Genomic DNA, 26,204 nt, shown 5'->3' on the forward strand with positions numbered 1-26,204 from the left:
TAAAAGAAAACGACCGCACTTTGCGGCCGTTTGGGAGATTACTTGTCGCTGTCAAACCAGCCGCGAATAAATTGGATAGACAAAAATAATGTCGCCAGCAAGAATACATATAAAATCCACGAAACAATCGGATTGCTTGGTGTATCATCAACAGTAATTTCTTTAATTGAAGTTGCATTGCGATATTCATCTATCATCGTAATACGCCAACCATAGTATTTAATTTGCACAAGTTTGTTGTCATTCCCCAAAGCCTGCGCTTCAGCCTGTAAATTGGCTGAACCAAATTTGAAGTAGAACGGGAAACCCCAACGCGTATCTTCATTGCGATACACCATAATTTTGCCATCGTCATTTTGCGTATTGATGTAATACACATCACGTGTTGGGCCATTAGCTGGATTCGATTTGGTGATTGGCCCATCTTTATCAACACGTTTAACTTCTACGCCAGTAACACGTGTCACATCATAATGGGGGAACACATAATTCACCACAGAAAACATAAAACCGTGGAATAAAAAAACAACAATAAATAAGAAATATTTAAAAAACTTTCGCATACTTTTCCCTTGTCAGAACTGTTCATTTATTCTACACGAATTTTAAATAAACGCTCGAAATTTTTTGTAGTGATTTGAGCAAACGCATCGGCAGAAACGCCCTTTAAGGTTGCCACATATTCACAAACTTCTCTCGTATAAGCGGGTTGATTTTCTTTTCCTCGATAAGGCACTGGCGCAAGATAAGGCGAATCCGTTTCCACCAATAAGCGATCCATTGGTACATAACGAATAACCTCACGAATCGCTTCGGCATTTTTAAAGGTTACAATACCAGAACAAGAAATGTAAAAACCTAGATCCAACGCTTTTTTCGCAAATTCCATGGTTTCCGTAAAACAATGAATAACGCCACCGCACTTTTCAGCATGGTGTTGGCGTAACATTGCAATGGTGTCATCGCCTGCCGAACGTGTATGAATAATTACAGGCTTATCTAATTGGTTTGCAATATCGATTTGGCTGCCAAACACCGCTTGTTGTGCCGCTTTATTGTCTGAGCTGTAATAATAATCTAATCCAATTTCGCCAATCGCAATCACTTTCGGATCTTGCGCCAAACGCAATAAACGTTCTGCGTCATAAGGTTCTTCTTCAAAATCCAGTGGATGCACACCACAAGCAAGGGAGACATTATTAAATTCCCGTAAAGAGTCATAAGCCTGCTCAAAACGGCTTAAGGTTACACCAATGGCAAGCAAATGTTTCACATCACGTGCGCGCGCTTTTTCCACCACATCCGCGATATTTTTATGTAAATTTTCATAATCCAACGCATCTAAATGACAGTGAGAATCAACAATAAACATAATTATTTTCCTAATTTGTACCTTGGGTAAATTGATAATTAACCCTTAAACACTTCTGTGACTAATCGCGTCAAGCCATCTAATAGCATTAATTCAACATTCACACCATTAATTGTAAGCAAATCTGACCGCACTTTTTGCACAATTTTGATTGCTTGTAATAAACCAAGAGCAGTTTGCTCATCGCTGAATTGTTCAATACCACGCCCGAGATCAGCCACTTGTCGATAGCTATCAATTTCAAGTTTATGTTTTAAACAATCAGAAAGAAAAGCCAAGATCCAATCCACTTGCTGAACATAGCGTTCTTTGTCAAACAACGGAAGCAATTCCAATGGCGAACGTCGGCGATAGAACACCCAAAATTGACGTAAGAAGTTTTTACGCTGTTCAATCAGCCCTTGTTGTAACGTTTCTAAGGCTAAAAGCGGTCGCCCAAGATTCATCGCAAGTGCGGTCAAAATTTCCTGATTTTCAGCCGCACTTTCTGATTTCAACCAATCAACAGCCATTTGTTCATTAGGCACGGACAGATTCCACACTTGGCAACGACTGTAAATAGTTGCCAACAAACTAGCTGAACTATCCGCTTGAAGCAAAAAATAAGTATTTGGACGAGGCTCTTCCAATGTTTTCAATAACGCATTAGCAGCCGCTTCCGTTAAACGTTCCGCCCCTTGCACATACACCACTTTATTGCCGTTTTGTTGTGCGTGTTGAGCAACAATTTCATTAATATTGCGTACTTGATCAACGCCAATATCCTTACCGTCAATCGGGCTTAACTCGTGATAATCTGGATGGCTATGGGCTTGCATTAAATGACAAGAATGGCATTGACCACAAGGTTTATCGCCTTGAGCCACACACATTATTTTCTGTGTAAGTGCATCAAATAAACGTTCTACACCTACACCAGCATCCGCTTTAATCAGCACAGCATGATGCCCCAAACCTTCATCAAAGGTTTGAGCAATTTGATGATAAATTGGCATTAGCCAAGGATAAAGTGCGGTCATTTTTCGTTTAATTTCCACCAATTTTTAACCGCACTTTCTATATCAGCTTGAACAAGTTCAATACTCTGCTCTGCATTAATCATTACTGCTTTTGGATTATCTTTTACTAATGCTAAATAACTTGCTCGAGTACGATGGAAAAAATCCAAATCCATTTGTTCAATACGGTCTAACTCGCCACGTCCACGAGCTCGCGCTAAACCAACAATTGGATCTATATCCAAATAAATTGTGAGATCTGGCTCAAAATTGCCTAATACGGTTTCTTTCAAAGTAAGCATAAAATGCGGATCTAATTGACGTCCGCCACCTTGATATGCCTGAGATGACATATCGTGACGATCTCCCACTACCCATTTTCCTTGCATTAAAGCAGGCTTAATCACATTTTCCACCAACTGAATACGTGCTGCATAAAGCATTAATAACTCTGCTTTATCTGTCACGGGTTCTTCGGTTTCATGTTTAATTAGATGGCGTAATTTCTCTGCCAATGGCGTTCCACCAGGCTCGCGAGTAAACACCACATCTTTAATCCCCAGTTCATGCAAAACTTGCACAACAGACTGATGAGCGGAGCTTTTCCCCGCACCTTCCAAGCCTTCAATGACAATAAATTTTCCTTTCATATTTTCTTCCGCACTTTTATTTGGCATTTTTCTGGCTGCGATACCAACGTAAATATTCTTGTACCGCTTTATTATGTTCATTCAAATTGCGGGTAAATTTATGCCCACCAGAACCATCTGCCACAAAATAATAGAAATCTGTTTTTTCTGGGTGCGCAACAGCCTGTAACGAACTGCCACTTGGCATAGCAATTGGCGTTGGCGGTAATCCATCAATCACATACGTATTATAAGGCGTTGGCATTTCTAAATCTTTTTTGCGAATATTACCATTGTAATTTTCGCCCATCCCATAAATTACCGTTGGATCCGTTTGTAATTTCATTTTTGCTTTTAAGCGGTTGAGAAATACCGATGCCACTTTTGCTCGCTCAGCAGCAATGCCCGTTTCTTTTTCTACGATAGACGCCAGAATCAACATTTCATAAGGATTGACTAAAGGTAAATCCTCGTCACGCTCGCTCCAAGCCTTATTTAACGCCTTTTTCATTCCCTCAGCCGATCGCTTAAGTAACTCGAAGTCTGTCGATTTAGGCGTATAGTTATAAGTATCAGGATAAAGCCAACCTTCCACATTTTTTAGTTCAAGATTTTGACCGACATCTGGCAAATCAAGTAATGAGAAAATTTCTTCGTTACTCTTATCTTTCAAGGTTTGCACCAAGTGCGGTGCATTTTCGAGATCTTTTCGCCAATCCTTGAAGGTCTTTCCTTCAATCCATTTTACATTGAACTGCACTTCCTTACCTGAATTAAGCAAATCCAGTAAATCTTGCACAGTTTTAACATTCTCAAGAGAATAAGTCCCTGCTTTTATTTTATTTAGCTCGGGTTTCAATTTAAGCAAATAAGGTAATAATTTCCCATCATCAATTAATTTTTCTTGCTCAAAAAGTGCGGCTAATTTTGAACCTGTTGTGCCACGTTCAATAGTTAAAAGTTGATCTGCCAGCGCATTTACTGGTGTTTTTACAAATTCAGTCATTTTGTAATAACCAAAACTAGCCACGCCCGCTAAAATCAAAATTAAAAGTAAAATCGCAATTAAAAATTTCTTCATAAGGTATAAGAAAGAGAAAATAAAAAACAACAAAAGGGGCAATTAAGCCCCTTTGTTTTTGATACTTTGTTATTTATTAAAATACTGAATATTCGCTCTTTTACGCAATGCTTTGACCCAATCGTTCGTCGCATCTTGTAATTGAGTATTTACTAAACGTTCATATGCTTTTTGGGTGTAGGCTTCTGATGTAAGATCGCCATCACGTGTGCCAGTTACTTCCAAAATATGCCAACCAAACTCAGTTTTAAATGGTGCAGAAATCACACCTTGTTTACTTTTCACAACAGTTTGCGCAAACTGTGGTGCATAAGTTTCTGGGAACGCATAACCTAAACTACCGCCATTCGCCCCCGATAAATAATCTTTAGAATATTTTAAAGCCGCATCTGCAAAAGTTATTTTACCTGCAATAATATCAGAACGAATTTTAGCTAATTGTTTTTTTGCTTGAGCATCATTTAACAATGGATTAAGTTTTAACAAAATATGGCGAACTTCATATTCTTTACCTGTAACTTTTTGTGCCGTACCCTTTTCTTTCGCTTCTTCTAACATTTTTTGACCGAGTGCGACAACTTCTTCACGCGTCACATCAATGCTTTCTTGAATAGCTTTGTTGCGTACAGCCCCCATCATCATTTGATTGGCAATTTGCTGACGAAATGCATTTAATGAAATACCTTGATAATCCAGTGCATCTAAAAATTGACCATAAGTTAAGCCATTTCTAGCTGCGGTGTCTTCCACAACATGATCAATTTCACGAGGATCAATTTTGACTCCCGATTCTTGAACTGCTTTTTGCACCAAAATATCATCAATAATTTTATCAATCGCGCTTTGGCGATCACCTTTTTTACCCATATTCGCACGTACTTGACTTTCTAATACAGGAATACCATCCACTGTTGCTACAACACGTTCCTCCGCTTGTGCCATAGAAACGAAAGCGACACATCCCAAAGCAGCCAATAAAAAAGATCTTAAAACAAATTTTTTCATTTTCATTTCATCCAAAAAAGAGTCAATAACGTTGGTTAGAGTAACAATTCTACTGAAGGTTCACAATAGACAAAATTTATTTCCCTAATATAACGACTTCGTAACTGCCATCTTGTTTTTCAGTGCGAACTTGGACAAGTTCATCACGACTTGTTGGCACATTTTTACCTACGTAATCAGCACGAATTGGTAATTCACGATGACCACGATCAACAAAAATCACTAATTCAATTTTTGCCGCTCGTCCAAAATCAGTCAGTGCATCCATTGCCGCTCGAATGGTTCGACCAGTAAACAACACATCATCAACCAAAATGACGGTTTTATCTTGAATATTCAAATATTGTGATGAACCACTATAAACTGGCATTTTATCTTCCTGATCCACCAAAGTTAAATCATCGCGATAAAAAGTGATATCCAGCTCCATTGAGGGTAAATTTATACCACTTAATTCTTCAACTCGACGTTGTAATAATTCAGCAATTTCCGCACCACGGCGTTTAATCCCAACAATAATAAGATCATCCAAAGATTGATGCTTTTCAATAATTTCGTGAGAAATACGCGAAATCGTGCGAAGAAAACGATCGTGGTCGATAATAATTTTTTCCATTTTTCCCAGCTTTATCAATAATGTTTTAATGCGCAAAGTATAAAGAAAATACGCCTAAAAAGCGATGGTATTTGCACCATTTTTATCCTTCGTTATACTATCCAAAACATTCCATCAAAGGAAATAAAATTATGCGCTACTCCATTCAAGATTTTATTCAACTCATTGCCCAACTTCGTAATCCAAATGGCGGATGCCCTTGGGATTTAAAACAAAATTATCAATCCATGATTCCTTGCTTAACGGAAGAAACTTACGAAGTAATCGAAGCGATTGAGAAAAAAGACATACCAAACTTACGCGAAGAATTAGGGGATTTATTGTTACAAGTCGTTTTCTTCAGCCAGCTTGCTACAGAGGATAAATACTTTACTTTTGACGATGTGTTGCAAGATGTCGCTGAAAAGATTGTGCGCCGTCATCCTCACGTGTTTGGTGATGCAAAAGCGGGGGACGAAACAGAAGCCCTTTCCCGTTGGAACGAAATGAAAGCCAAAGAAAAACAAGGTAAAAGTGAAGAAACCTCTATTTTAGATAATGTGCCTCGTGCTTTTCCTTCTCTTACGCGAGCGGCAAAATTACAAAAACGTTGTTCAAAAGTAGGGTTTGATTGGGAAGAAATTTCACCCGTATTTGACAAAGTGCGGGAAGAATTAAAAGAAGTTCAAGCTGAAATTAACCGTACTTCGATTGAACAAAATAAAGTGGAAGAAGAAATCGGCGATTTATTGTTCGCAACTGTCAATCTTGCTCGCCACTTAAAATGTGATCCTGAAGATGCATTGCGGAAAGCAAATTTAAAATTTGAACGTCGTTTTCGAGCAGTAGAACAAGCGGTTCAACAACAAGGCAAGCAAATTAATGATGTGCCACTTATTGAGTTAGATTTGTTGTGGGATGAAGTGAAAAAACAAGAAAATTAATTGAAAAGTGCGGTAAAAATTAGCACAATCAAACAATCATCAGATTAATATTTCTCATCTAAATTATTTATTAAAGACTTTAACAAATAATAATAGAAAGCAAAAAACCGCTAAATTTATTTAGCGGTTTCTTTGAATTTGGCTCCTCCTGCGGGACTCGAACCTGCGACATATGGATTAACAGTCCACCGTTCTACCGACTGAACTAAGGAGGAAATGGTGCCTCGAGGCGGAATCGAACCACCGACACGGGGATTTTCAATCCCCTGCTCTACCGACTGAGCTATCGAGGCGTTATCGTTATTGGCTACTGCCTGACAACGGGGCGTATTAAACTATTTTTTCGGTTTTCGGTCAATAACTAAATTCAAAAAAAATGGAAAAAACATTTCATTTGAATAGTTAATCATCAATATGTTTATTAAAACAACGAAATAATAAAAACTATTTTAAAATTTGCCGCACTTTTTTAATAAAAAATGCTCGATGGTGTTAGCCAACGAGCATTTTGATTATCTGAAAAAATTCAATTATCGTCTTACACGAAATTTTTTCTGTGCTTTATCTACTTTCAACAAATAATTGCGAGCTTGTGATGATGGGTGAGCAGTCGTTAGAATGCGATAAACTTGCTCTGGATACATTTGGTTGATTTTGTAAATCGCCATATCCTTATCATTATCAAAAACACGTAACACTGCACCTGCACCACTATTATATGCAGAAATCATTGCGAAACGTTTTGAGGTTGGATTTGTAATACCATCTAAATATTGATTTTGCAAAATCCATAAATAAGACACGCCAGCATCAATATTATTTGCAGGATCATATAAATAACGCGTTGATGGCTGTCCACCTTTGCCTTTCATTGTAAATACATCTCGACCCGCAGTGTGAGGCACCACCTGCATTAAACCAATGGCATTGGCATAGCTAATCGCATATGGGTTAAAACTTGATTCCGTTTGCATAATACCCAAAATCAAACTTTCATCGATACCATAACGTTGTGCAGCTTTACGAATTAATGGTAAATATTTTCGTGCACGCACCTCTACGTGGTTTGCAATCATAGGAACAGAGACAAATTGCACAGTATGCCCGTTTTGTAATCGACGTGTTTGCAATTTATTTTGAATCAAATAAGTGGCGAAATTACTTGCGATAACTTGATTAGCAATTTGTTGCCCTTGATGATCCACAACCTGCCCTAAAAGGAATGGGCGAGAGCTAATCGGCACATCGCCAGAAGCAAATAAATCAATACCTTTTGCATCAGCACCCATTAACAAGGTATGAACAATCGCATTATGTAAACGATTTAGATCTCGCTGGGTTTCAATAACGATATTACCTTCATCAAAACTCACGTGGCTACGCGTATAAAAGGAATCTGTATATTTCACATAATCTTTACGGCTTGCCACTAACAATTCATTTACGCCCCAAATGCGGTCAATATTATGCGAGAATTGCCCAGTGAGAATATCTAACCCTTGCGTGTCTTTAGCAAAGGCTTCATCATAGTTAATACCTTGATTCAGTGAGTTACTACAAGCATACAAAAAAGGCAACAATGCCAATAATAAATATTTTTTCATTGTAGGATAGATAACTAATTTGATGGTGGAACATAGCCTTCAATATGAACATCTTTACCTTCAAACAAAAAATTAACCATTTCTTGTTCTAATAATTTACGGTGCTCTGCATTCATCATATTAAGTTTTTTTTCATTCACAAGCATCGTTTGTTTCTTAATCCATTCGCTCCAAGCCTGTTTACTTACTGAATCAAAAATACGCTTGCCCAACTCTCCCGGATAAAGTTGGAAATCTAAGCCTTCCGCTTCTTTTTTGAGATATTCACAAAATACTGTTCTTGCCATAATGATTCCTTACAAATTGTATTAAAAGATTTTTCACAGGCTGAGCCAGCCCGATCGATTCAGGATTTTGCGGATCATACCAATATTTGACCGCACTTGATAGGTTTGATTGGTATTCTTTTGGACTTTCCATCACTTTTCGCCAGTCCAAATTAGCCTGCTCCACACATAAAGTACTCTCCATTTCGGCGTAAATTGGATGAATATCTAAATGAAAATGGCTGAATGTATGTCGAAAACTCGACCATTCTTGATAATGCGTGACTTTTTCTTGGGCTAAAAAACGAAGCAACGAGGCTTTATCTTCAAATTGTGGAAAACAAAATAATCCGCCCCATAATCCCGAGTTTTCTCGCTGTTCCAAACATACTTTGCCATTTTTCGACAAAATTAAAAAATAGGTAGTTTTTTCTGGCATCACTTTTTTAGGTTTTTTAGCTGGAAATTTTTCCCAGTTTGCATTTTTATAAGCCAAACAATCAATATTTAACGGACAAAGATCGCATTTGGGCTTAGTTCGCGTGCAAACCATTGCACCAATGTCCATCATTGCTTGATTAAAATCTGCCACACGCGCTGTAGGTGTTACTTGCTCCGTTAATGTCCACAAGCGATTTTCTACTTTTTTCTCGCCACTCCATCCCTCAACAGAAAAATAACGCGCCAACACACGTTTCACATTACCATCTAAAATTGGATAAGGCTGATTTAAAACAGAAGATAAAATGGCACCAGCAGTCGAACGTCCCACTCCAGATAATGCCCAAACTTGCTCAAAATTTGTTGGGAAATTTCCATTAAATTCATCCCGCACTTTTTGAGCAGCTTTATGTAAATTACGCGCTCGTGCATAATAGCCCAAGCCCGTCCATAAATGTAACACTTCATCTTGTGAAGCATTGGCAAGTGCGGTGATATTTGGAAATGTTTTGATAAACCGCTCAAAATAAGGAATTACCGTCGCAACTTGCGTTTGTTGCAACATCACTTCAGAAAGCCATACACCATAAAGCGTTTTATTTTGCTGCCAAGGCAAATGCTTGCGCCCAAACTTGTCATACCAAGCTAAAACAGATTTGGCAAATGGCGCATTGATGGAAGATTTTGCTAACATAAAAAGAAAAGTGCGGTAAAAAATGCTGATGATTTTACACGAAAATAGAGCTTGTTTATCTGTATTTTTTCAGTATAATTCGCAACCTATTTGGTGCCAATTATGGCGTATTATTCACTCACGCGGTGTAGGGAGAAAGTTCCTATAGCGGCGTGGCTTCATTTTGAGGTTTTCTATGAAACAAGGTATTCATCCAGAATATAAAGAAATTACTGCGACTTGTTCTTGCGGTAATGTGATCAAAACACGTTCAACTTTAGGCAAAGACATCAACCTTGATGTGTGTGGTAACTGCCACCCATTCTACACTGGTAAACAACGTGTTGTTGATACTGGTGGTCGTGTTGAGCGTTTCAACAGCCGTTTCAAAATTCCAAGCACAAAATAATTTGGACTTGTTTAAAAACCCCGCCAATTTGCGGGGGTTTGTTTTATAAAGCTAGCACTACAATACGTTGAACTTAATTAAAGATAATAATGTTCTACGTAATTTAATTTATCATCAAGTTTTAAAACTAAAGGCTGACCTGTTGGAATTTCAAAATCCATAATTTCAGCATCAGAAATACCAATAATATGTTTTGCCAACGCACGGAGTGAGTTACCGTGAGCAACCACTAAAACACGTTTGCCAGAAAGCATTGCCGGCGCAATTTGATCTTCCCAGAATGGAAGTGCGCGTTCTAATGTTAATTTTAAATTTTCTGCGTTTGGCACAACATCAGATGGAACATTAGCATAACGGCGATCATTGTGTGCAGAGTTTGGATCTTGTGGATCTAAATCTGGTGGAGAAATATCATAAGAACGACGCCAAATATGAACTTGTTCGTCACCGTATTGCTCCGCAGTCGCTTTTTTATCTAAACCTTGCAAAGCACCGTAGTGACGTTCATTTAAACGCCAGTTTTTCACTTGGGGAATCCATAATTGATGGGATTCTTCTAATACAATATTACAAGTTTTGATTGCTCGAGTTAAAACAGAGGTAAATGCGATGTCAAATTCATAACCTTTGTCTAACAGTTTTTTACCCGCTGCTTTTGCTTCTTCTACGCCGCGTTCTGTTAAATTTACATCACGCCAACCCGTGAATAAGTTTTTCGCATTCCATTCACTAAAACCGTGACGGATAAATACTAATTCCATAAGAATCTCCTAATGTTTTCAAATAAAAAGAACGCACATTTTATAGCAAAAAATCCTTAGCTTTAAAAGTTAAAAGGGATGATTTCCTGATCTTTAGCAAAAAATAACCATCAAACTTTTTCGCCTTTTCACAAATATGATAAGATTTGCGAGTTTTACGGATTTAGGATGAATTATGTTGCGTTTAGGCGTTAATCAAAAAACATCATTATTATTAACCGCACTTTTAAGCTGCGGTTTATTAATATTTTCGCCTGTCAGCCAATCTTCAGATCTCAATCAAATTCAAAAACAAATTAAGCAACAAGAATCTAAAATTGAGAAGCAAAAACTTCAGCAAGCTAAGTTGCAAGCGAATTTAAAAAAACACGAGAGTAAAATTAACAGTGTTGAGGGCAAACTGCTTGAAACAGAAATAAGTTTAAAGGAAATTCGTAAGCAAATTGCCGATGCAGATAAGCAGCTCAAACAATTAGAAAAACAGGAACGTGAGCAAAAAAAACGATTAGCTAAACAAATGGATATAATTTACCGTTCAGGCATTAATCCATCGCTGATTGAACGAATGTTTGCCCAAGATCCAACAAAAGCAGAGCGAATGAAAGTTTATTATCAGCATTTAAATCAAGTTCGGATTGAAATGATTGATCATTTAAAAGCAACGCAAGCACAAATTGCAGTACAAAAAGAGGCGATTCTCGCTCAACAAAAAAACCACCGAAATCAACTTTCCACACAAAAAAAACAACAACAAGCATTGCAAAAAGCACAGCAAGAGCATCAATCTACGCTGAATGAACTCAATAAAAATTTAGCCCTAGATCAAGATAAATTGAATGCATTAAAAGCAAACGAACAAGCACTTCGTCAAGAAATTCAACGAGCAGAACAAGCAGCGTGCGAACAAGAAAAACGTGAAAGAGAGGCACTTGCGCAACGCCAAAAAGCTGAAGAAAAACGAACATCAAAACCTTATCAACCAACTGTGCAAGAACGACAATTACTTAATAGTACAAGCGGTTTAGGGGCAGCAAAAAAACAATATTCCTCACCAGTTTCTGGTTCAATTTTGCATACTTTTGGTTCTATCCAAGCAGGCGAAGTACGTTGGAAAGGTATGGTAATTGGCGCATCAGCAGGCACGCCTGTTAAAGCAATTGCAGCTGGACGCGTTATTTTAGCGGGATATTTAAATGGTTATGGTTATATGGTTATTGTTAAACACGGCGCAACTGATTTAAGTTTATATGGCTTCAATCAAGCGGTGTCAGTGAAGGCTGGTCAGCTTGTTTCTGCAGGGCAGGTTATTGCTCAAGTAGGAAATACAGGGGAAATATCACGTTCTGCGCTTTATTTTGGTATTAGCCGTAAAGGAACGCCAGTAAATCCTGCAGGGTGGGTTCGTTGATGAATATTCTGATAAAAAGTGCGGTAAAAAATTTCATCATTTTTTCTACCGCACTTTATGCCTCTTTTTCTTTTGCTCAAAGCAAACTTGCGATTGTCATTGATGATGTAGGCTATCATTCCAAAGAAGATGCAGCTGTTTTTGCAATGCCACGTGAAATTTCCGTAGCAATTATTCCTGCCGCACCCTATGCTCGAGTACGTAACCAAGAAGCAAAATCTCAAGGCAGAGACATTTTAATTCATATGCCGATGCAACCAATTAGTGCAATTAAAATCGAAGACGGTGGATTACATTTAGGAATGTCTGCGGCACAAGTAAATGATCGCGTTAATACCGCTAAAAATATTGTACGTGATGCCATCGGTATGAACAATCATATGGGCAGTGCAGCAACGGCCGATCCCCAATTAATGACTTATTTAATGACCGCACTTCAAGAAAAACATTTATTCTTTTTAGATAGTCGAACAATAGGAAAATCTGTCGCAGGAAAAATAGCAAAAGAACAAGGCGTGCGTTCATTAGATCGCCATATATTTTTAGATGATAGTAACGAATTCGCAGACGTTCAGCGTCAATTTAAAGCAGCAATTCACTATGCAAGGAAACATGGTACCGCGATTGCGATAGGACATCCTCGTCCAAATACCATTGCGGTGTTACAAGCAGGACTTCGTAATTTACCCGAAGATATTCAATTAGTCGGAATGGGAAATTTATGGCGAAATGAAAAAGTTATTCCGCCCAAGCCATTTATTTTATTATTCAGCGAAATGCCTGCGCCAACCTCAATGGGACCTTTTGAGCCTGTAGGATTATTACGTGGAGTTCCAAAATAAAACAGTTGCTAATATTTAAAAATAAACATTAACAACTGCTTTGTCTACTATATCAATTTATCAATGGAATAAGTTATAAATACGTCTTTTAATATTAGTTTTTAGATTAAACAACTCTCTCATAATCACTATTTTTAATGATTTCTATTTCTTTTGTTTCTCATAAATAGTTGATTCTATCTCGCCATCATCTTCTAAGCAAAATGGTACTATTGCATAAGGTGGCACTTTATTCTCAAAAAAACGATCCATTGTCACATCCACGGTTAAATACCACTCCTTGCTTTGTGTTAAAAATTTCCTTGCTGCTTGGGGAGTTAAATAATAACCTGTAGCACCAGCGAATCCTTTACTAAATTGATATATCGAAAGATTACCGAAATTAGAGATCAATTTTCTTTTATTTTTCAAACGATCAGGTTGTAACCAGAAAAATTCAAACGTATTTTTATCGCTATTAATAAAATCAAGTACTTCTAAGAAATTATTTTTAAATTTAGCATCATCTTCTAATACAATAATAGGGTAATCTAATTCTACACATTTCTCCCACATAGAATAATGGCTCGCATAACAGCCTAATTGACTCAAGGTTAAAGGATACCCCTTTGCATTCAACCGCTTATTTTCATTGTAACGTTGAAACAATGGGTAATTTGGATTTGATTTTCCATAAATAGCATTAAAAAAGTGAATTTCTTGTATTAAATTATTCGAAAATAACTGTTCAAACTGTGCTTGCATATAAGCTTTTCGATCTGTAGATTTTTCTAGATTAATAACGAAGATAGGTGTAATAAACATAATCTCTCCATAGTTATTTAAATGGAACGATAAATTTCTGCTTATTTTGTTTAGCAGTAATTCTTTTATGTTTAGTAAACAATCTTATTATTTTTTCTAATATTGTTCTCTTTTCTTTTACCTTATTTATTTCTTGAAGAATAATTTGTTTGCTTTGTGATGTACTATTTAAGTCACTCTTTGCTTGCTTGCTTGCTTGCTTGCTTGCTTGCTTGCTTGCTTGCTTGCTTGCTTGCTTGCTTGCTTGCCAAGACTATCTAAAATTTCATTTCTTATTATCAAGTTATTATTAATATGTGTTAATGTGATTAACATAATTCCACCTTCATAAAATATTTATTTATAAAAAGACAAATCGTAAACGATGTGATTTGTTTAGTTATGGTAGATAATTATACCCCTACCTATTCATTTTACAAATACGTAAATTCCGTTTTAAAAGTAACGCACACAGTGAAAATCTGCTAGATTTCCACCGCACTTTTTTAGCGTTCAAGTCCATTTATTTCTCTAAAATACCATTCTTGCATTTCTGAATAATCTCATCCACGCACCGTCTTCTGTCCAGTTTTCGGGGTGCCAAGAGTTACTCACAGCACGGAACACGCGTTCAGGGTGTGGCATCATAATAGTAACTCGCCCATCAAGATTTGTAATTGCAGTAATGCCCTCCACAGAGCCATTCGGATTGGCAGGATATAGTTCGGTAGAGTTACCGTTATTGTCGATGTATTGTGCAGCAATGATGCCTTGTGCTTTTAAGCCTACAAGCTGTTCAGCTGATTTAAACTTAACTTGCCCTTCCCCGTGGGAAACCGCAATGGGCATATGTGAGCCAGCCATTCCTGCAAACCAAACTGAAGCCACTTCATTAATTTTCACTAAACTCACACGAGCTTCAAAGCGTTCAGATTTGTTGCGTACAAAATGCGGCCAGTTTTCTGTACCTGGGATAATTTCCGCCAAGTTAGAGATCATTTGACAACCATTACATACACCTAAGGTCAGTGTGTTTGGATTGATAAAAAACTGGCTGAATTGCTCGTGTAATTTCGGGTTAAATAAGATGGATTTTGCCCAACCACCCCCTGCGCCAAGCACATCCCCGTAAGAGAAACCGCCACAAGCAACCATTGCATTGAATTCAGCTAAATTGCGACGGCCAGTCATTAAATCAGACATATGCACGTCAATTGCATTAAAGCCTGCACGATCAAATGCTGCTGCCATTTCATAATGGCTATTTACACCTTGTTCACGCAAAATTGCAATGGTTGGTTTTACACCTTTATTGATAAATGGTGCAGTAATATCTTCGTTCACATCGTAAGTCAAAAATGCGGATAAACCTTTGTCGTCAGGGTTTTTCTTCACCATAAATTCTTGCTCAGCACAATCTGGATTATCGCGTAAGCGTTGCATTTGGTAAGTTAATTCCGCCCAAATACTACGTAATTCAGAGCGTTTTTCGCTGAATAATTTATGGCTGCCGCGGCTGATCTCAAAGCGATCATCAGCAGTTACCGTACCAAGTTCGTGGGTAATGCCAAGCAAATTGTGAGCATTTAACACTTCACGCACGCATTCTAATTGGCTGTCAGCAACTTGGATAACCGCCCCCAATTCTTCGTTAAATAATACCGCTAAATCATTGTTGCCTAAGGCGGAAATATCCACTTCTACCCCACAATGCCCAGCAAACGCCATTTCTGCAAGAGTTGTGATTAAACCACCGTCCGAACGGTCGTGATAGGCAAGTAATTTTCTTTCTGCGACTAAAATTTGCATTGCGTTGTAGAAATCTTTTAAGCGTTGAACCTTTACCACATCGGCAGGCTTGTCACCTAACTGTTTGTACACTTGAGCAAGTGCGGTCGCACCTAATCGATTATTGCCTTCGCCTAAATCAATTAATAATAAACGCGATAAACCTTTGTCGATACGAAGTTGTGGCGTAAGCGTTTTACGTACATCTTCTACACGAGCAAAAGCGGAAATTACTAATGAAAGTGGAGCGGTCACTGATTTTTGTTCGCCATTGTCGATCCAAGTGGTTTTCATCGACATTGAATCTTTACCCACAGGAATAGTTAAGCCTAACGCAGGACAAAGTTCTTCGCCCACAGCTTTTACTGCTTCATAAAGTCCTGCATCTTCGCCTGTGTGACCTGCTGCACTCATCCAGTTAGCAGAAAGTTTAATACGTTTCATCTCGCCAATATGGGTGCCTGCAATGTTAGTAATCGCCTCCGCCACCGCTAAACGAGCAGAAGCCGCGAAATCTAGCAAGGCAACTGGAGAGCGTTCGCCCATTGCCATTGCTTCACCGTGATAGCTATCTAATGAAGCTGTAGTAACTGCCACATCAGATACAGGAATTTGCCAAGGCCCCACCATTTGATCACGGGCTACCATTCCTGTTACCGAGCGATCACCAATAGTAATTAAGAAAGTTTTTTCTGCGACAACAGGTAAACGTAATACACGATGGAATGCTTCTTTTAATTGAATATTTTCCGTTGTAATCGGTTGATTTTCCACCGTTTTTGAGGAAACCTCACGTGTCATTTTAGGCGTTTTACCTAATAACACATTCATTGGTAAATCAATTGGATTATTATCGAAATGACTATCGTGCAAGATTAAATGTTCTGCTTGTGTTGCTTCGCCAATCACTGCAAAAGGGGCTCGTTCACGCTCACAAAGTGCGGTAAATAATTCGAGTTTTTCTGGCGCAACCGCTAATACATAACGTTCTTGCGATTCGTTACACCAAATTTCCAATGGCGACATACCTTTTTCATCACAAAGAATAGAACGCAGATCAAATTTTCCTCCACGCTTGCCATCGTGTACCAATTCAGGCATTGCATTAGATAAACCACCCGCCCCCACATCGTGAATAAACAGGATTGGATTTTCTTCCCCTAATTGCCAACAGCGGTCAATAACTTCTTGGCAACGGCGTTCCATTTCTGGATTTTCACGTTGAACAGAAGCAAAATCTAAATCTTCTTTTGATTTTCCACTATTCATCGAAGAAGCAGCGCCACCGCCCAAACCGATATTCATCGCTGCCCCACCCAGCACAATCAATTTAGCTCCAACTGGAATTTCGCCTTTTTGAACCTGTTCGCCACGAATATTACCGATTCCGCCCGCCAACATAATCGGCTTGTGATAACCACGCACTTCTTTACCAGCAAAACTGTTTACTGTTTCTTCATAAGTACGGAAATACCCCAATAATGCTGGACGACCAAATTCATTATTAAATGCCGCACTGCCTAAAGGCGCATCTATCATAATTTCTAAGGCTGAAGCAATGCGATTTGGTTTAGACAATGGATTTTCCCAAGATTGTTCAAAGTTTGGAATAGCGAGGTTAGACACCGAGAAACCTGTTAAACCCGCTTTGGGTTTTGCTCCACGCCCCGTTGCCCCTTCATCACGAATTTCTCCGCCCGAACCTGTTGCCGCACCGGGAAATGGCGAAATGGCAGAGGGATGGTTATGAGTTTCTACTTTCATTAAAATGTGCGCATCTTCTTGATGAACACGATATTGTCCATCTGGATCAGGAAACCAACGCCCAACTTTCGAACCTTCCATTACTGCAGCATTATCTTTATAAGCAGAAAGCACAAAATCAGGCGTTTGCTCAAAGGTATTTTTGATCATTTTAAACAGCGATTTATCCTGTTTTTTGCCATCAATAATCCAATCGGCATTAAAAATTTTATGGCGACAATGTTCCGAATTTGCTTGTGCAAACATATAAAGTTCGATGTCGTGTGGATTGCGGTTTAAGGCCGTGAAGTTTTCGACTAGATAGTCCATCTCATCATCTGCCAACGCCAAGCCCAAGGCAATATTCGCCTGTTCTAATGCTTGACGACCACCATTTAAAATATCAATGGTGGTTAATGCTTTAGGTTCTTGTTGAGTGAAAAGCAAGGCTGCTTCTGTTTCGTGATTTAACACGGTTTCTAACATACGGTCGTGTAATAAATCTTTCAGCGTAGCCAATTCTGCTTCGGTTAAATTACGTTCAATATTGAAATAATAGGCTATACCACGTTCAATACGATTTACCTTTGACAAACCACAATTGTGAGCGATGTCTGTCGCTTTTGAAGACCAAGAGGAAATTGTCCCCACTCGTGGAGTCACAATTAAACAATATTCTGTGGGCTTGAGTTCAGAAAACATTGATCCATAATGCAACAATGCTTGTAATTTAACGATTTCATCTTCTACAAGCAATGTTTTTTGTTCAACAAAATGCAAATACTCTGTGTAAACTGACGTAATAGGCAATTGATATTGCTGACATTTTTGTTGAAGCTGAGTTAAACGAAATTCAGAAAGCGCAGGCGAGCCACGAAAGGTTTTGACAGTCATATTGCAGTTCCGTATAAAAGAAAAGTAAAAAAACGGACGCATTATAACGAACAAAGCAAACGTTTGCATTCAAAATAAAACAATAAGATTTATGTTCAAACATACTTCCTATTTTTCCAAAAATACTATCCCCAACCATCTCAACACGGAAAACTTTGCTTATCACACAAAATATAAACTCTTCAAAAAGGAAATTCATAAATACATTATATAAATGACGCTAAAAAATAGAGCTTTCACTATTACCAAACTTACACAATTCATTTCCAATATTCAGCAATCCTCACTTTACGTCTCATTGACACACTCTAATCTTTCATCATTTAATAGTTTCTCTTTTTATATAACACTTTTTATTTCTTCCTTTTTGCTCTTGGGTGTGTTTGATCATACACTTCCGCTAAATGTTGAAAATTTAAGTGGGTATAAATTTGTGTGGTGGAAAGGTTACTATGCCCGAGCAATTCTTGTACCGCACGCAAATCAGAACTAGCTTCCAACATATGCGTCGCAAAGGAATGACGCAGTTTGTGCGGATTGAGGTGGATATTTAAGCCTTGGCGAATGCCCCAGGTTTCCAAACGTTTTTGAATGGCTCGATGAGAAATGCGATTTCCAAGCTGGCTAACAAATAACGCCTCATCTTTTGGGTTAAATAACGACCGCACTTTTAACCATTCCTGAATGGCATGCGAAGCATAACGCCCAAACGGCACTACACGCTCTTTTTTGCCTTTCCCGATAACGCGCACTTCCCGCACTCGGGTATTAATGCTGTTTAAATCTAAGCCTTGTAATTCAGATAAACGTAAACCTGAACTATACATTAATTCCAAAATCGCACGATCACGTATATCAATCGGCTCTTTGCTATCGTTTGCAAGCAGCTGTTGAACTTGCTCGCCATCCATATTTTTCGGTAAATGCTTGCCTTGTTTTGGTGCGGAAATACCTGTGGCAGGGTTTACTTTCAATTCTCCCTGTTGCACTAAAAAACTGAGAAATCGACGCAATGCGGATAAACGTAAAGCCAAGCTTTTTTCTTTTAGGCCTTGTTTTTTGCTTTCCGCCAAAATAAAGCGCACCACGCTGGGTGTCACTTGTGCCCAAGCATGAATGTCTTGTTGTGCTAAGATTTTGATGATGGCATCAAGTTGATGTTGATAATTGGTGAGCGTGTGAGGGCTCATTTGGCGTTCAATCCGCAAATAATCCCAATAACGATTTAACGCAGTTAGCATTACAGACTCAATTCAAATAAACGTTCTTTTGGGTTCAATTTAAACCCTTCCGATTCCAACATTGAATATTGATTTTGCGCTAATTCCGCTACTAAACGATTTGATTGCGTAAAATGTACAAAGTCTTTTGCTTTAGAAATCAACGCCGCATAAATTTCTGTTTGTTGAGGATGTTCTAACACAAAAATATCGGTAATTTGCCAATAGCGTTGTAATTGTAAAGAAGAAAGGCGAGGGAAAAGCTGCACAAAGCCAATAGCCTTTTCATTTTCATCCACCGCAATAAAAAACAGGCTTTCATTAAAACGCATACGATTAGTTAAAAAAGCCAAGGTGCGTTCTGGATTCTCTGCTTGTCCATAGGCTTGGCGATAGGCTTCAAAAAGAGGAAGAAGCACGTCAATATTCCATTGTTCAGCTTTGAAAAGTTTCATAATTGGTTATTTTTTATTGGTTCCATACAGGTAATTGTAGCTTTTTAGCACAAGATAATCATCTTTCTATGAGAATTTTTTTAATTTTATGATCTTCTGCAAAGAATCGTGGTGAAATTTTGGTATAGTAAGCAAGTTAATTTTATCAACTATGGAGAAACAAAAATGGTACGTCGTCCTTTAGTTATGGGTAACTGGAAATTAAACGGTTCCAAAGCGTTCACCAAAGAATTAATCGAGGGATTAAAAGCAGAATTACATGATGTAACAGGTTGTGATGTAGCAATTGCCCCCCCCGTTATGTATTTAGGTACGGCTGAAGCAGCACTTTCTGGTTGTGGTTGCAGCTGTGGCGGTAAAAGTGTGGTTCAATTAGGCGCACAAAACGTTGATGTGAACGTAAAAGGTGCATTTACTGGCGATATTTCAACTGAAATGTTAAAAGATTTCGGGGCAAAATATATCATTATTGGACACTCTGAACGCCGCACTTATCATAAAGAAAGCGACGAATTTATCGCGAAAAAATTTGCCGCACTTAAAAAAGCAGGTTTAGTGCCAGTATTATGTATCGGTGAATCGGAAGCAGAAAATGAAGCAGGCAAAACAGAAGAAGTGTGTGCACGTCAAATTGATGCAGTAATCAACGCATTAGGTGTAGAAGCATTCAATGGTGCAGTGATCGCATACGAACCAATCTGGGCGATCGGTACTGGTAAATCAGCGACCCCAGCACAGGCGCAAGCCGTTCACGCATTTATCCGTGGTCACATCGCTGCCAAATCTCAAGCCGTGGCAGAGCAAGTGATTATCCAATACGGTGGTTCTGTAAATGATGCAAATGCCGCTGAATTATTTACTCAGCCAGACATCGACGGTGCATTAGTGGGTGGCGCATCATTAAAAGCTCCTGCATTTGCAGTAATTGTAAAAGCAGCGGCAGCAGCAAAAAACTAATTTTCAGTTAATTAGAATAACAACAAAAGTGCGGTAAATTTTTACCGCACTTTTTTATATCTTATATGTTTTTGATGAAATGGGTTAGTAAGCGGTATCAATCGGCAATTCTGCTCTGCACCATCCATCAAATCCGCCAATCATACTAAATACATTTTCATAGCCTTGTTCCACGAGAAAAGTCGCTACATTTCGACTACTCACGCCGTGATAACAACTCACAATAATAGGCGAGTCAAAATCGGCTAACTCTTCAAATTCCAAAAAACTTTGGTTGGTTAAATGAAAAGCACCTTTAGGATGTGAATAAGCAAAGCGCATATTATCTCGAATATCGACTAATATCGCGCCTTGTTGCATCATTTCCCAAGCTTTCTGTGGGATTATTTCTTTAAATGACATTTATAAACTTCTTTTTGCGTGTTGTTTGTACACGCCATCAATCATAACAAGAATCATCGCGATGACTAAACAAATAAAAAGTGGGTAGCTTTCGCTATCAATTTGTTCTCCGATCAAAAATGATACGCATAGCATCATAATAGTTTCAACATAACCAAGCAGACCGAGTAAACTCATAGGAAGCATATTACTGGCTATTACATAGGCAATTAACGCAGTACCGCTGATTAATCCTAGCAATACAAGCAACCCCCAAATAAACGGATTGGTTTTTTGTACTGTCGCGAAATCTGTTTGTAAAGCAAAATAAATACTGACAGGAATAAGGCTTAACATTTCTAAACAAAAGGAAGCAAGATCGGTATTTTTTAACGCTTTTCGGATAGAAAAATACGCGGTGTAACCTAAACAGATAACAATGGCTTCCCAAGAAAGACCGCCTTTTAACACAATATTAGAAATTACGCCTAATGTTGCAATGATAACTGCAATAAATTTGAATGTTGAAATGCGTTCTTTAAAAAACACGCGACCTGCTGCCACCATTACAATTGGTAAAAGTAGATAACCAAAAGATACACTTAATGAACTGCCATTATTCGGAGCCCAAAGAAAAAGCCACATTTGAAAGCCCATTAATAATCCGCAAAGTAAATATGACAATGCTAAGTGCGGTCGTTTTTGAATGCGTTTTAAACGTTCAATTAAAGCCGCTTTTTGTTTAAATAATGTGACGGACAACAGGACAAAAGGAAAAGTAAATATCATCCGATAACCGAAAATATCTGTACCACTCAAAGGTTTGAGTAACGTAGAAAAATAATACATATAGCCAAATAGAAAAGAGGCTAATAATGAAACGAGAATACCTTTAAACATAAGAAATCCTTATTTTAAACCATTATTTATTCTATTCTAACATCGCCCAAAATGCACGGACTAGGGGCTGTTCGAGATTTCTTTTTTGGGTGCAAATACCTAATTCAAAAGGCTCAATAGGCTTATCAAGATTGAGTTTGGAAATTTGGTTATTCATTGGGCTGCTGTCAATTACTGCATCAGGTAACATTGCTAATCCAAATCCTAATCCCACCATCGGCACAATTCCTTCGTGCCCCGCAACAGTGGCATAAATTTTCGGATGTTTAATTTGTTTCTCTCGTAGCCATTGTTCAATCCGCTGCCGAGCGTGTCCTTCAACAGGGAAAATAAAAGGCATTTGCTGCCAATCAATTGGTTTTTCTTGCAGTAATTGTGTCGCCAAACAAGCCACCCGTGGGGCAATTAGGGACAAACTAATATCATCTATTTTATGAAACACTACACTAGACGGCAGATTATTCGGTTTGCCCGCAAGTGCGAGATCGACTTGTTGTGCTTGAATTAACTCTAGTGCTAACGCTGGATCACCCGTAGTCAGTTGAATTTCCACTTTAGGATAACGCTGGCGAAACTGTTTAAGCACCTGTGGAAGATGGCTATAGGATGCGGTTACAGAGCAAAAAAGTTTAATTTCACCGCAAAGTTCATCGGATTCATCTTGAAGTTGTTGTTTAAATTGTTGCCAGTTTTGCCATTCTGTTTTAGCAAATTGCAAAAATTTCTCGCCATATTCAGTAAGTTTGACTTGCCGATTATCACGAATAAAAAGTGTCTTCCCTAACTCGTTTTCCAATCGTTGAATTTGACGGGAAAGTGTGGAGGGGGACATGTGGTTTTGGGTGGCGGTTTTAGCAAAGTTTTTTGTGTCACTGAGATGAATGAATATTTGTAGGTCAGTAAATTCCATAATTTCTTCTTTTATTTTATTTAATTTCGGGTTTCGCCGATGGCGACCTACTTTCTTTTACACGAGTAAAAGAAAGTAGGTCGCTCATCGAGCGAAATACGATACCAATCCACAAAAAAACAACATGATTGCACAAATCGCAACATTACATTCCCATAATATCACTTTACGCAATCATAAAAAATCCTATAATCAAACCACAACAAAAAAATATGCAAACACAACATCATACAATTATCAACCTTACACAATTAAGGACAAAAAATGGCTAACTATTTCAACACTTTAAATTTACGTCAAAAATTAGACCAATTAGGTCGTTGTCGTTTTATGGATCGCGAAGAATTTGCAGATGAAGCAAACTTCTTAAAAGGCAAAAAAATCGTTATCGTGGGCTGTGGTGCACAAGGTTTAAACCAAGGTTTGAATATGCGTGATTCTGGCTTAGATATTAGCTATGCCTTACGCCCTGAAGCAATTGCAGAAAAACGTGCGTCATTCCAACGTGCAACCGAAAATGGTTTTAAAGTGGGTACTTATGAAGAATTAATTCCAACTGCAGATTTAGTCGTAAACTTAACGCCAGACAAACAGCACTCTAAAGTAGTTGTTGATGTGATGCCTTTAATGAAAAAAGACTCTGCATTTGGTTATTCACACGGTTTCAACATTGTTGAAGTAGGCGAAGAAATTCGTAAAGACATTACTGTTGTGATGGTTGCACCAAAATGCCCGGGTACTGAAGTACGTGAAGAATACAAACGTGGTTTCGGTGTGCCAACATTAATTGCGGTTCACCCTGAAAATGACCCGAAAGGCGAAGGTATGGCGATCGCAAAAGCATGGGCTGCTGCAACTGGCGGTCATAAAGCAGGTGTTTTAGAATCTTCATTCGTGGCAGAAGTAAAATCCGACTTAATGGGTGAGCAAACTATCCTTTGCGGTATGTTACAAGCAGGTTCTATCGTATGTTATGACAAATTAGTGGCAGACGGTAAAGATCCTGCATACGCAGGTAAATTAATCCAATACGGTTGGGAAACCATTACCGAAGCGTTAAAACAAGGTGGTATCACATTAATGATGGATCGCCTATCAAACAGTGCAAAATTACGTGCATTTGAACTAGCTGAACAAATCAAAGAAAGCCTTGGTTTCTTATATTACAAACACATGGATGACATCGTCAGCGGTCACTTCTCTGCAACCATGATGGCAGACTGGGCAAATGGCGATAAAGATTTATTCGCATGGCGTGAAGCAACAGGTAAAACCGCCTTTGAAAATGCACCAAAATATGATGGCAAAATTAGCGAACAAGAATACTTTGATAACGGTGTATTAATGATTGCAATGGTTAAAGCTGGTGTAGAATTAGCCTTTGATGCGATGGTTGCAAGCGGTATTTATGAAGAATCAGCTTACTATGAATCACTTCATGAATTACCATTAATTGCGAACACCATCGCACGTAAACGCTTATACGAAATGAACGTAGTAATTTCAGATACCGCAGAATATGGTAACTATTTATTCTCTAACGTAGCAACCCCAATTCTTGCAAAAGAAATTATCCCTAACCTTCAAAAAGGTGACTTGGGCGAGCCAACTCCAGCAGCGGAAATCGATAACATTACCTTACGCGATGTAAACGATGCAATTCGTAACCACCCTGTTGAATTAATCGGTCAAGAATTACGTGGTTATATGACAGATATGAAACGTATTGCTGTTGCAGGTTAATGTTAAATTGAACTGAATTAAAAACCGACTTTATCAATATAAAGTCGGTTTTTTCATAGATAAAATTAATCATAAAAATGCACGTTAATTACAACGTGCATTTTTCTTATTTAAGCATCCATCGACATACAAAGTAAAGTTAATGGATGAATACAGGTCACGTTAGATGACATATCAATTTGCCATTTACAGGTTTGACATTCAGATATAACGTAATCAAATCCACCCTCGTTAATATTATCGAATAGATTTTTACCAATAGATTGTGAAATTTCATAGTTTTCTGATTTAAAACCGTAAGTCCCCGCAATACCACAGCATTGGCTAGGTAACATAATGATTTCTAAACCAGGAATTTTTTTCAACACTTCCAAAGTATAAGGTGCCCAGCCCGCCTTATCTACGTGACAAGCAGTGTGATAAGCCACTCGGAGTTTGAGTGGTTTCAACGGTAATGTTTTACCCTCTTTGAAAAGCTGATATAAAAATGGGGTTACCATATGGATATGCGGACGGACTTTGGCGTTATCGATACCTAAAATATGATGATATTCGTCGCGTAAATTAAGCGAGCAACTTGATGCCTCACTAATCACATCTATTCCATTTTCATCTACCATTTTTCCTATATAATCGGTATTGAATTGTGCAATATTACGAGCGCGATTAGGAAAACCGTTTACCATTAATGGTAAGCCACAGCATTTTTCTTTTTCTAATAACATTACCCCAATGTTCATTGCATTGAACACTTTAAGAAATTCTTTGCCAAGCTGTGGATTATTATAATTAACATAACAACCGTGGAAATATGCTACTTTTCGCTCAAATTTTTGTTGGTCTTGTAACGCATTTTTCATATACCAGCTACGGAATGTACCAAACGCATATTTAGGTAAAGTACGTTCTTTACTGATTTTAAGTGTTTTTTCCAACATAAATTTAGTGGCTTTCAGACCCGTAATGGTGTTCACAATGGGAGCAAGTGGAGTATTAATTTTACCCATTACATCTGTGTTACTTAAAATCGCATCACGCAATTTATTCATTAACGGTTTTTTAGACTGCGCTAAGTGATTATTACGCGCACGTACAATTAAATCGCCAATTTTCACATCAGACGGACACGCCACTTCACAACGTTTACAGTTGGTGCAATATTTAAGTGCTTCATCATAAAGTTCAGCAGATTTTAAGCGTAAACGCTCGCCATCAGGCCCTGATTGTTTTGGCCCTGGATAAAGCGGATTGTTGCGTGAAACCGGACAAACAGCAGTACAAGCCGTACATTTAATACAGCTTTCAAAACTTTCGTCGATATATTTATGGCTTTCAGGCGAATTAAGGGATTGTTTTGCACTATCAATGAGTCGTTGAATATTATTATCCATATTATTCCCCC

At 38.2% G+C, this 26,204-nt stretch carries 26 protein-coding genes, 2 tRNA genes and 1 pseudogene; 7 read left to right on the forward strand and 22 right to left on the reverse strand.

The genetic code is table 11. The features are described 5' to 3' along the window. Window positions 1-38: 38 nt before the first annotated feature. From ACPT9C_RS00940 to pyrR, 7 genes are all read right to left on the reverse strand, one after another. On the reverse strand, window positions 39-563 hold the full coding sequence (locus ACPT9C_RS00940) for a DUF1523 family protein (RefSeq protein WP_050948748.1): 525 nt from the start codon (window positions 561-563) through the stop codon (window positions 39-41). Between the two features lie 26 nt (window positions 564-589). Further along, window positions 590-1,372, reverse strand: a complete 783-nt coding sequence (locus tag ACPT9C_RS00945; RefSeq protein WP_050948749.1) for a YchF/TatD family DNA exonuclease — start codon at window positions 1,370-1,372, stop codon at window positions 590-592. Window positions 1,373-1,410: 38 nt separating this feature from the next. After that, window positions 1,411-2,391: a DNA polymerase III subunit delta' gene (locus ACPT9C_RS00950; RefSeq protein WP_050948750.1), complete on the reverse strand. Its 981-nt coding sequence runs from the start codon at window positions 2,389-2,391 to the stop codon at window positions 1,411-1,413. Beyond that, window positions 2,388-3,020 (reverse strand): dTMP kinase, encoded by a 633-nt coding sequence (tmk, locus tag ACPT9C_RS00955; RefSeq protein ID WP_050948790.1) that lies wholly within the window; start codon window positions 3,018-3,020, stop codon window positions 2,388-2,390. The genes ACPT9C_RS00950 and tmk overlap by 4 nt, the downstream gene beginning before the upstream one ends. 16 nt (window positions 3,021-3,036) lie before the next feature. Further along, complete coding sequence (mltG, locus tag ACPT9C_RS00960; RefSeq protein WP_050948791.1) at window positions 3,037-4,080, reverse strand: endolytic transglycosylase MltG; 1,044 nt, start codon at window positions 4,078-4,080, stop codon at window positions 3,037-3,039. Between the two features lie 69 nt (window positions 4,081-4,149). Next, window positions 4,150-5,085, reverse strand: coding sequence for a peptidylprolyl isomerase (locus ACPT9C_RS00965; protein ID WP_050948792.1), 936 nt, complete (start codon window positions 5,083-5,085; stop codon window positions 4,150-4,152). 76 nt (window positions 5,086-5,161) lie between these two features. Beyond that, window positions 5,162-5,701 carry a bifunctional pyr operon transcriptional regulator/uracil phosphoribosyltransferase PyrR gene (pyrR, locus tag ACPT9C_RS00970; RefSeq protein ID WP_042593314.1) on the reverse strand — a complete coding sequence of 180 codons (540 nt, stop codon included), beginning with the start codon at window positions 5,699-5,701 and terminating at the stop codon, window positions 5,162-5,164. Window positions 5,702-5,832: 131 nt separating this feature from the next. Between pyrR and mazG the strand changes: the two genes are divergently transcribed. Then, complete coding sequence (gene mazG, locus ACPT9C_RS00975; protein WP_050948751.1) at window positions 5,833-6,624, forward strand: nucleoside triphosphate pyrophosphohydrolase; 792 nt, start codon at window positions 5,833-5,835, stop codon at window positions 6,622-6,624. Window positions 6,625-6,763: 139 nt separating this feature from the next. On the opposite strand, the gene ACPT9C_RS00980 is transcribed toward mazG, so the two are convergent. The 5 genes from ACPT9C_RS00980 to mutY all read right to left on the reverse strand — a co-directional run bounded on the left by ACPT9C_RS00980 (window position 6,764) and on the right by mutY (window position 9,629). Then, a tRNA-Asn gene (locus ACPT9C_RS00980) sits at window positions 6,764-6,839 on the reverse strand. A gap of 2 nt (window positions 6,840-6,841) precedes the next feature. After that, window positions 6,842-6,917 (reverse strand) — tRNA-Phe (locus ACPT9C_RS00985). Window positions 6,918-7,154: 237 nt separating this feature from the next. Continuing rightward, window positions 7,155-8,228: a membrane-bound lytic murein transglycosylase MltC gene (gene mltC / locus ACPT9C_RS00990; protein ID WP_050948752.1), complete on the reverse strand. Its 1,074-nt coding sequence runs from the start codon at window positions 8,226-8,228 to the stop codon at window positions 7,155-7,157. Window positions 8,229-8,242: 14 nt separating this feature from the next. Then, window positions 8,243-8,515 (reverse strand): oxidative damage protection protein, encoded by a 273-nt coding sequence (locus ACPT9C_RS00995; protein WP_005690347.1) that lies wholly within the window; start codon window positions 8,513-8,515, stop codon window positions 8,243-8,245. Then, window positions 8,493-9,629, reverse strand: coding sequence for an A/G-specific adenine glycosylase (gene mutY / locus ACPT9C_RS01000; RefSeq protein WP_050948753.1), 1,137 nt, complete (start codon window positions 9,627-9,629; stop codon window positions 8,493-8,495). Before mutY ends, ACPT9C_RS00995 begins: the two co-directional genes overlap by 23 nt. Window positions 9,630-9,804: 175 nt before the next feature. Here mutY and rpmE point away from each other — a divergent pair, with 175 nt between their 5' ends. Beyond that, a complete protein-coding gene (gene rpmE / locus ACPT9C_RS01005) occupies window positions 9,805-10,017 on the forward strand; it encodes a 50S ribosomal protein L31 (protein ID WP_005625828.1) in 213 nt (70 codons plus the stop codon). A 77-nt stretch (window positions 10,018-10,094) separates the two neighbouring features. On the opposite strand, the gene ACPT9C_RS01010 is transcribed toward rpmE, so the two are convergent. Then, a complete protein-coding gene (locus ACPT9C_RS01010; protein ID WP_021034671.1) occupies window positions 10,095-10,778 on the reverse strand; it encodes a 2,3-diphosphoglycerate-dependent phosphoglycerate mutase in 684 nt (227 codons plus the stop codon). A 175-nt stretch (window positions 10,779-10,953) separates the two neighbouring features. Here ACPT9C_RS01010 and envC point away from each other — a divergent pair, with 175 nt between their 5' ends. After that, the gene (gene envC / locus ACPT9C_RS01015; RefSeq protein ID WP_050948754.1) at window positions 10,954-12,186 is read left to right on the forward strand and encodes a murein hydrolase activator EnvC; all 1,233 of its coding nucleotides are present in this window, start codon (window positions 10,954-10,956) and stop codon (window positions 12,184-12,186) included. Beyond that, on the forward strand, window positions 12,186-13,028 hold the full coding sequence (locus tag ACPT9C_RS01020) for a divergent polysaccharide deacetylase family protein (RefSeq protein ID WP_050948755.1): 843 nt from the start codon (window positions 12,186-12,188) through the stop codon (window positions 13,026-13,028). Before envC ends, ACPT9C_RS01020 begins: the two co-directional genes overlap by 1 nt. A 60-nt stretch (window positions 13,029-13,088) precedes the next feature. On the opposite strand, the pseudogene ACPT9C_RS01025 reads toward ACPT9C_RS01020, so the two are convergent. The 5 genes and pseudogenes from ACPT9C_RS01025 to ACPT9C_RS01045 form a co-directional block, all read right to left on the reverse strand. Then, window positions 13,089-13,832 (reverse strand): annotated as a pseudogene (locus tag ACPT9C_RS01025) (glycosyltransferase family 25 protein). Between the two features lie 168 nt (window positions 13,833-14,000). Beyond that, window positions 14,001-14,147: a hypothetical protein gene (locus ACPT9C_RS01030; RefSeq protein ID WP_230306563.1), complete on the reverse strand. Its 147-nt coding sequence runs from the start codon at window positions 14,145-14,147 to the stop codon at window positions 14,001-14,003. Window positions 14,148-14,342: 195 nt separating this feature from the next. Next, window positions 14,343-18,236, reverse strand: coding sequence for a phosphoribosylformylglycinamidine synthase (purL, locus tag ACPT9C_RS01035; RefSeq protein ID WP_050948757.1), 3,894 nt, complete (start codon window positions 18,234-18,236; stop codon window positions 14,343-14,345). A gap of 353 nt (window positions 18,237-18,589) precedes the next feature. After that, window positions 18,590-19,477, reverse strand: coding sequence for a tyrosine recombinase XerC (gene xerC, locus ACPT9C_RS01040; protein ID WP_021034665.1), 888 nt, complete (start codon window positions 19,475-19,477; stop codon window positions 18,590-18,592). Beyond that, window positions 19,477-19,911, reverse strand: coding sequence for a GNAT family N-acetyltransferase (locus ACPT9C_RS01045; protein WP_021034664.1), 435 nt, complete (start codon window positions 19,909-19,911; stop codon window positions 19,477-19,479). Before ACPT9C_RS01045 ends, xerC begins: the two co-directional genes overlap by 1 nt. A gap of 165 nt (window positions 19,912-20,076) precedes the next feature. Between ACPT9C_RS01045 and tpiA the strand changes: the two genes are divergently transcribed. Next, the gene (gene tpiA / locus ACPT9C_RS01050) at window positions 20,077-20,868 is read left to right on the forward strand and encodes a triose-phosphate isomerase (protein WP_050948758.1); all 792 of its coding nucleotides are present in this window, start codon (window positions 20,077-20,079) and stop codon (window positions 20,866-20,868) included. A gap of 84 nt (window positions 20,869-20,952) precedes the next feature. Here the strand turns inward: tpiA and glpE are convergent, their stop codons facing one another. From glpE to ilvY, 3 genes are read right to left on the reverse strand one after another with little or no spacing between them, the layout of a single operon-like run. Next, window positions 20,953-21,270: a thiosulfate sulfurtransferase GlpE gene (gene glpE, locus ACPT9C_RS01055; protein WP_050846532.1), complete on the reverse strand. Its 318-nt coding sequence runs from the start codon at window positions 21,268-21,270 to the stop codon at window positions 20,953-20,955. Continuing rightward, a complete protein-coding gene (gene rarD / locus ACPT9C_RS01060) occupies window positions 21,271-22,149 on the reverse strand; it encodes an EamA family transporter RarD (RefSeq protein WP_050948759.1) in 879 nt (292 codons plus the stop codon). 31 nt (window positions 22,150-22,180) lie between these two features. After that, entirely contained in the window at window positions 22,181-23,059 is an 879-nt protein-coding gene (ilvY, locus tag ACPT9C_RS01065; protein WP_050948760.1) for an HTH-type transcriptional activator IlvY, read from the reverse strand. Between the two features lie 124 nt (window positions 23,060-23,183). Here ilvY and ACPT9C_RS01070 point away from each other — a divergent pair, with 124 nt between their 5' ends. Together ACPT9C_RS01070 and ilvC are read left to right on the forward strand one after the other, a co-directional pair. Continuing rightward, entirely contained in the window at window positions 23,184-23,348 is a 165-nt protein-coding gene (locus ACPT9C_RS01070) for a hypothetical protein (protein ID WP_021034659.1), read from the forward strand. Then, window positions 23,324-24,802: a ketol-acid reductoisomerase gene (ilvC, locus tag ACPT9C_RS01075; RefSeq protein ID WP_050948761.1), complete on the forward strand. Its 1,479-nt coding sequence runs from the start codon at window positions 23,324-23,326 to the stop codon at window positions 24,800-24,802. The genes ACPT9C_RS01070 and ilvC overlap by 25 nt, the downstream gene beginning before the upstream one ends. A gap of 110 nt (window positions 24,803-24,912) precedes the next feature. Here ilvC and glpC read toward each other — a convergent pair whose 3' ends face one another. After that, window positions 24,913-26,193 carry an anaerobic glycerol-3-phosphate dehydrogenase subunit GlpC gene (gene glpC, locus ACPT9C_RS01080; protein WP_021034657.1) on the reverse strand — a complete coding sequence of 427 codons (1,281 nt, stop codon included), beginning with the start codon at window positions 26,191-26,193 and terminating at the stop codon, window positions 24,913-24,915. Window positions 26,194-26,204: the final 11 nt, after the last annotated feature.

Origin of the sequence: Haemophilus sp. HN_Hi16 (assembly GCF_049823435.1) — a bacterium.
In the GTDB taxonomy this organism is placed as follows: Bacteria; Pseudomonadota; Gammaproteobacteria; order Enterobacterales; family Pasteurellaceae; genus Haemophilus; species Haemophilus influenzae_D.

Coding starts and splice junctions, on each gene's coding strand:
- ACPT9C_RS00940 (WP_050948748.1), bottom strand. CDS start 563: ATGCGAAAGTTTTTTAAATATTTCTTATTTATTGTTGTTTTTTTATTC.
- ACPT9C_RS00945 (WP_050948749.1), bottom strand. CDS start 1,372: ATGTTTATTGTTGATTCTCACTGTCATTTAGATGCGTTGGATTATGAA.
- ACPT9C_RS00950 (WP_050948750.1), bottom strand. CDS start 2,391: ATGACCGCACTTTATCCTTGGCTAATGCCAATTTATCATCAAATTGCT.
- tmk (WP_050948790.1), bottom strand. CDS start 3,020: ATGAAAGGAAAATTTATTGTCATTGAAGGCTTGGAAGGTGCGGGGAAA.
- mltG (WP_050948791.1), bottom strand. CDS start 4,080: ATGAAGAAATTTTTAATTGCGATTTTACTTTTAATTTTGATTTTAGCG.
- ACPT9C_RS00965 (WP_050948792.1), bottom strand. CDS start 5,085: ATGAAAAAATTTGTTTTAAGATCTTTTTTATTGGCTGCTTTGGGATGT.
- pyrR (WP_042593314.1), bottom strand. CDS start 5,701: ATGGAAAAAATTATTATCGACCACGATCGTTTTCTTCGCACGATTTCG.
- mazG (WP_050948751.1), top strand. CDS start 5,833: ATGCGCTACTCCATTCAAGATTTTATTCAACTCATTGCCCAACTTCGT.
- mltC (WP_050948752.1), bottom strand. CDS start 8,228: ATGAAAAAATATTTATTATTGGCATTGTTGCCTTTTTTGTATGCTTGT.
- ACPT9C_RS00995 (WP_005690347.1), bottom strand. CDS start 8,515: ATGGCAAGAACAGTATTTTGTGAATATCTCAAAAAAGAAGCGGAAGGC.
- mutY (WP_050948753.1), bottom strand. CDS start 9,629: ATGTTAGCAAAATCTTCCATCAATGCGCCATTTGCCAAATCTGTTTTA.
- rpmE (WP_005625828.1), top strand. CDS start 9,805: ATGAAACAAGGTATTCATCCAGAATATAAAGAAATTACTGCGACTTGT.
- ACPT9C_RS01010 (WP_021034671.1), bottom strand. CDS start 10,778: ATGGAATTAGTATTTATCCGTCACGGTTTTAGTGAATGGAATGCGAAA.
- envC (WP_050948754.1), top strand. CDS start 10,954: ATGTTGCGTTTAGGCGTTAATCAAAAAACATCATTATTATTAACCGCA.
- ACPT9C_RS01020 (WP_050948755.1), top strand. CDS start 12,186: ATGAATATTCTGATAAAAAGTGCGGTAAAAAATTTCATCATTTTTTCT.
- ACPT9C_RS01030 (WP_230306563.1), bottom strand. CDS start 14,147: ATGTTAATCACATTAACACATATTAATAATAACTTGATAATAAGAAAT.
- purL (WP_050948757.1), bottom strand. CDS start 18,236: ATGACTGTCAAAACCTTTCGTGGCTCGCCTGCGCTTTCTGAATTTCGT.
- xerC (WP_021034665.1), bottom strand. CDS start 19,477: ATGCTAACTGCGTTAAATCGTTATTGGGATTATTTGCGGATTGAACGC.
- ACPT9C_RS01045 (WP_021034664.1), bottom strand. CDS start 19,911: ATGAAACTTTTCAAAGCTGAACAATGGAATATTGACGTGCTTCTTCCT.
- tpiA (WP_050948758.1), top strand. CDS start 20,077: ATGGTACGTCGTCCTTTAGTTATGGGTAACTGGAAATTAAACGGTTCC.
- glpE (WP_050846532.1), bottom strand. CDS start 21,270: ATGTCATTTAAAGAAATAATCCCACAGAAAGCTTGGGAAATGATGCAA.
- rarD (WP_050948759.1), bottom strand. CDS start 22,149: ATGTTTAAAGGTATTCTCGTTTCATTATTAGCCTCTTTTCTATTTGGC.
- ilvY (WP_050948760.1), bottom strand. CDS start 23,059: ATGGAATTTACTGACCTACAAATATTCATTCATCTCAGTGACACAAAA.
- ACPT9C_RS01070 (WP_021034659.1), top strand. CDS start 23,184: ATGATTGCACAAATCGCAACATTACATTCCCATAATATCACTTTACGC.
- ilvC (WP_050948761.1), top strand. CDS start 23,324: ATGGCTAACTATTTCAACACTTTAAATTTACGTCAAAAATTAGACCAA.
- glpC (WP_021034657.1), bottom strand. CDS start 26,193: ATGGATAATAATATTCAACGACTCATTGATAGTGCAAAACAATCCCTT.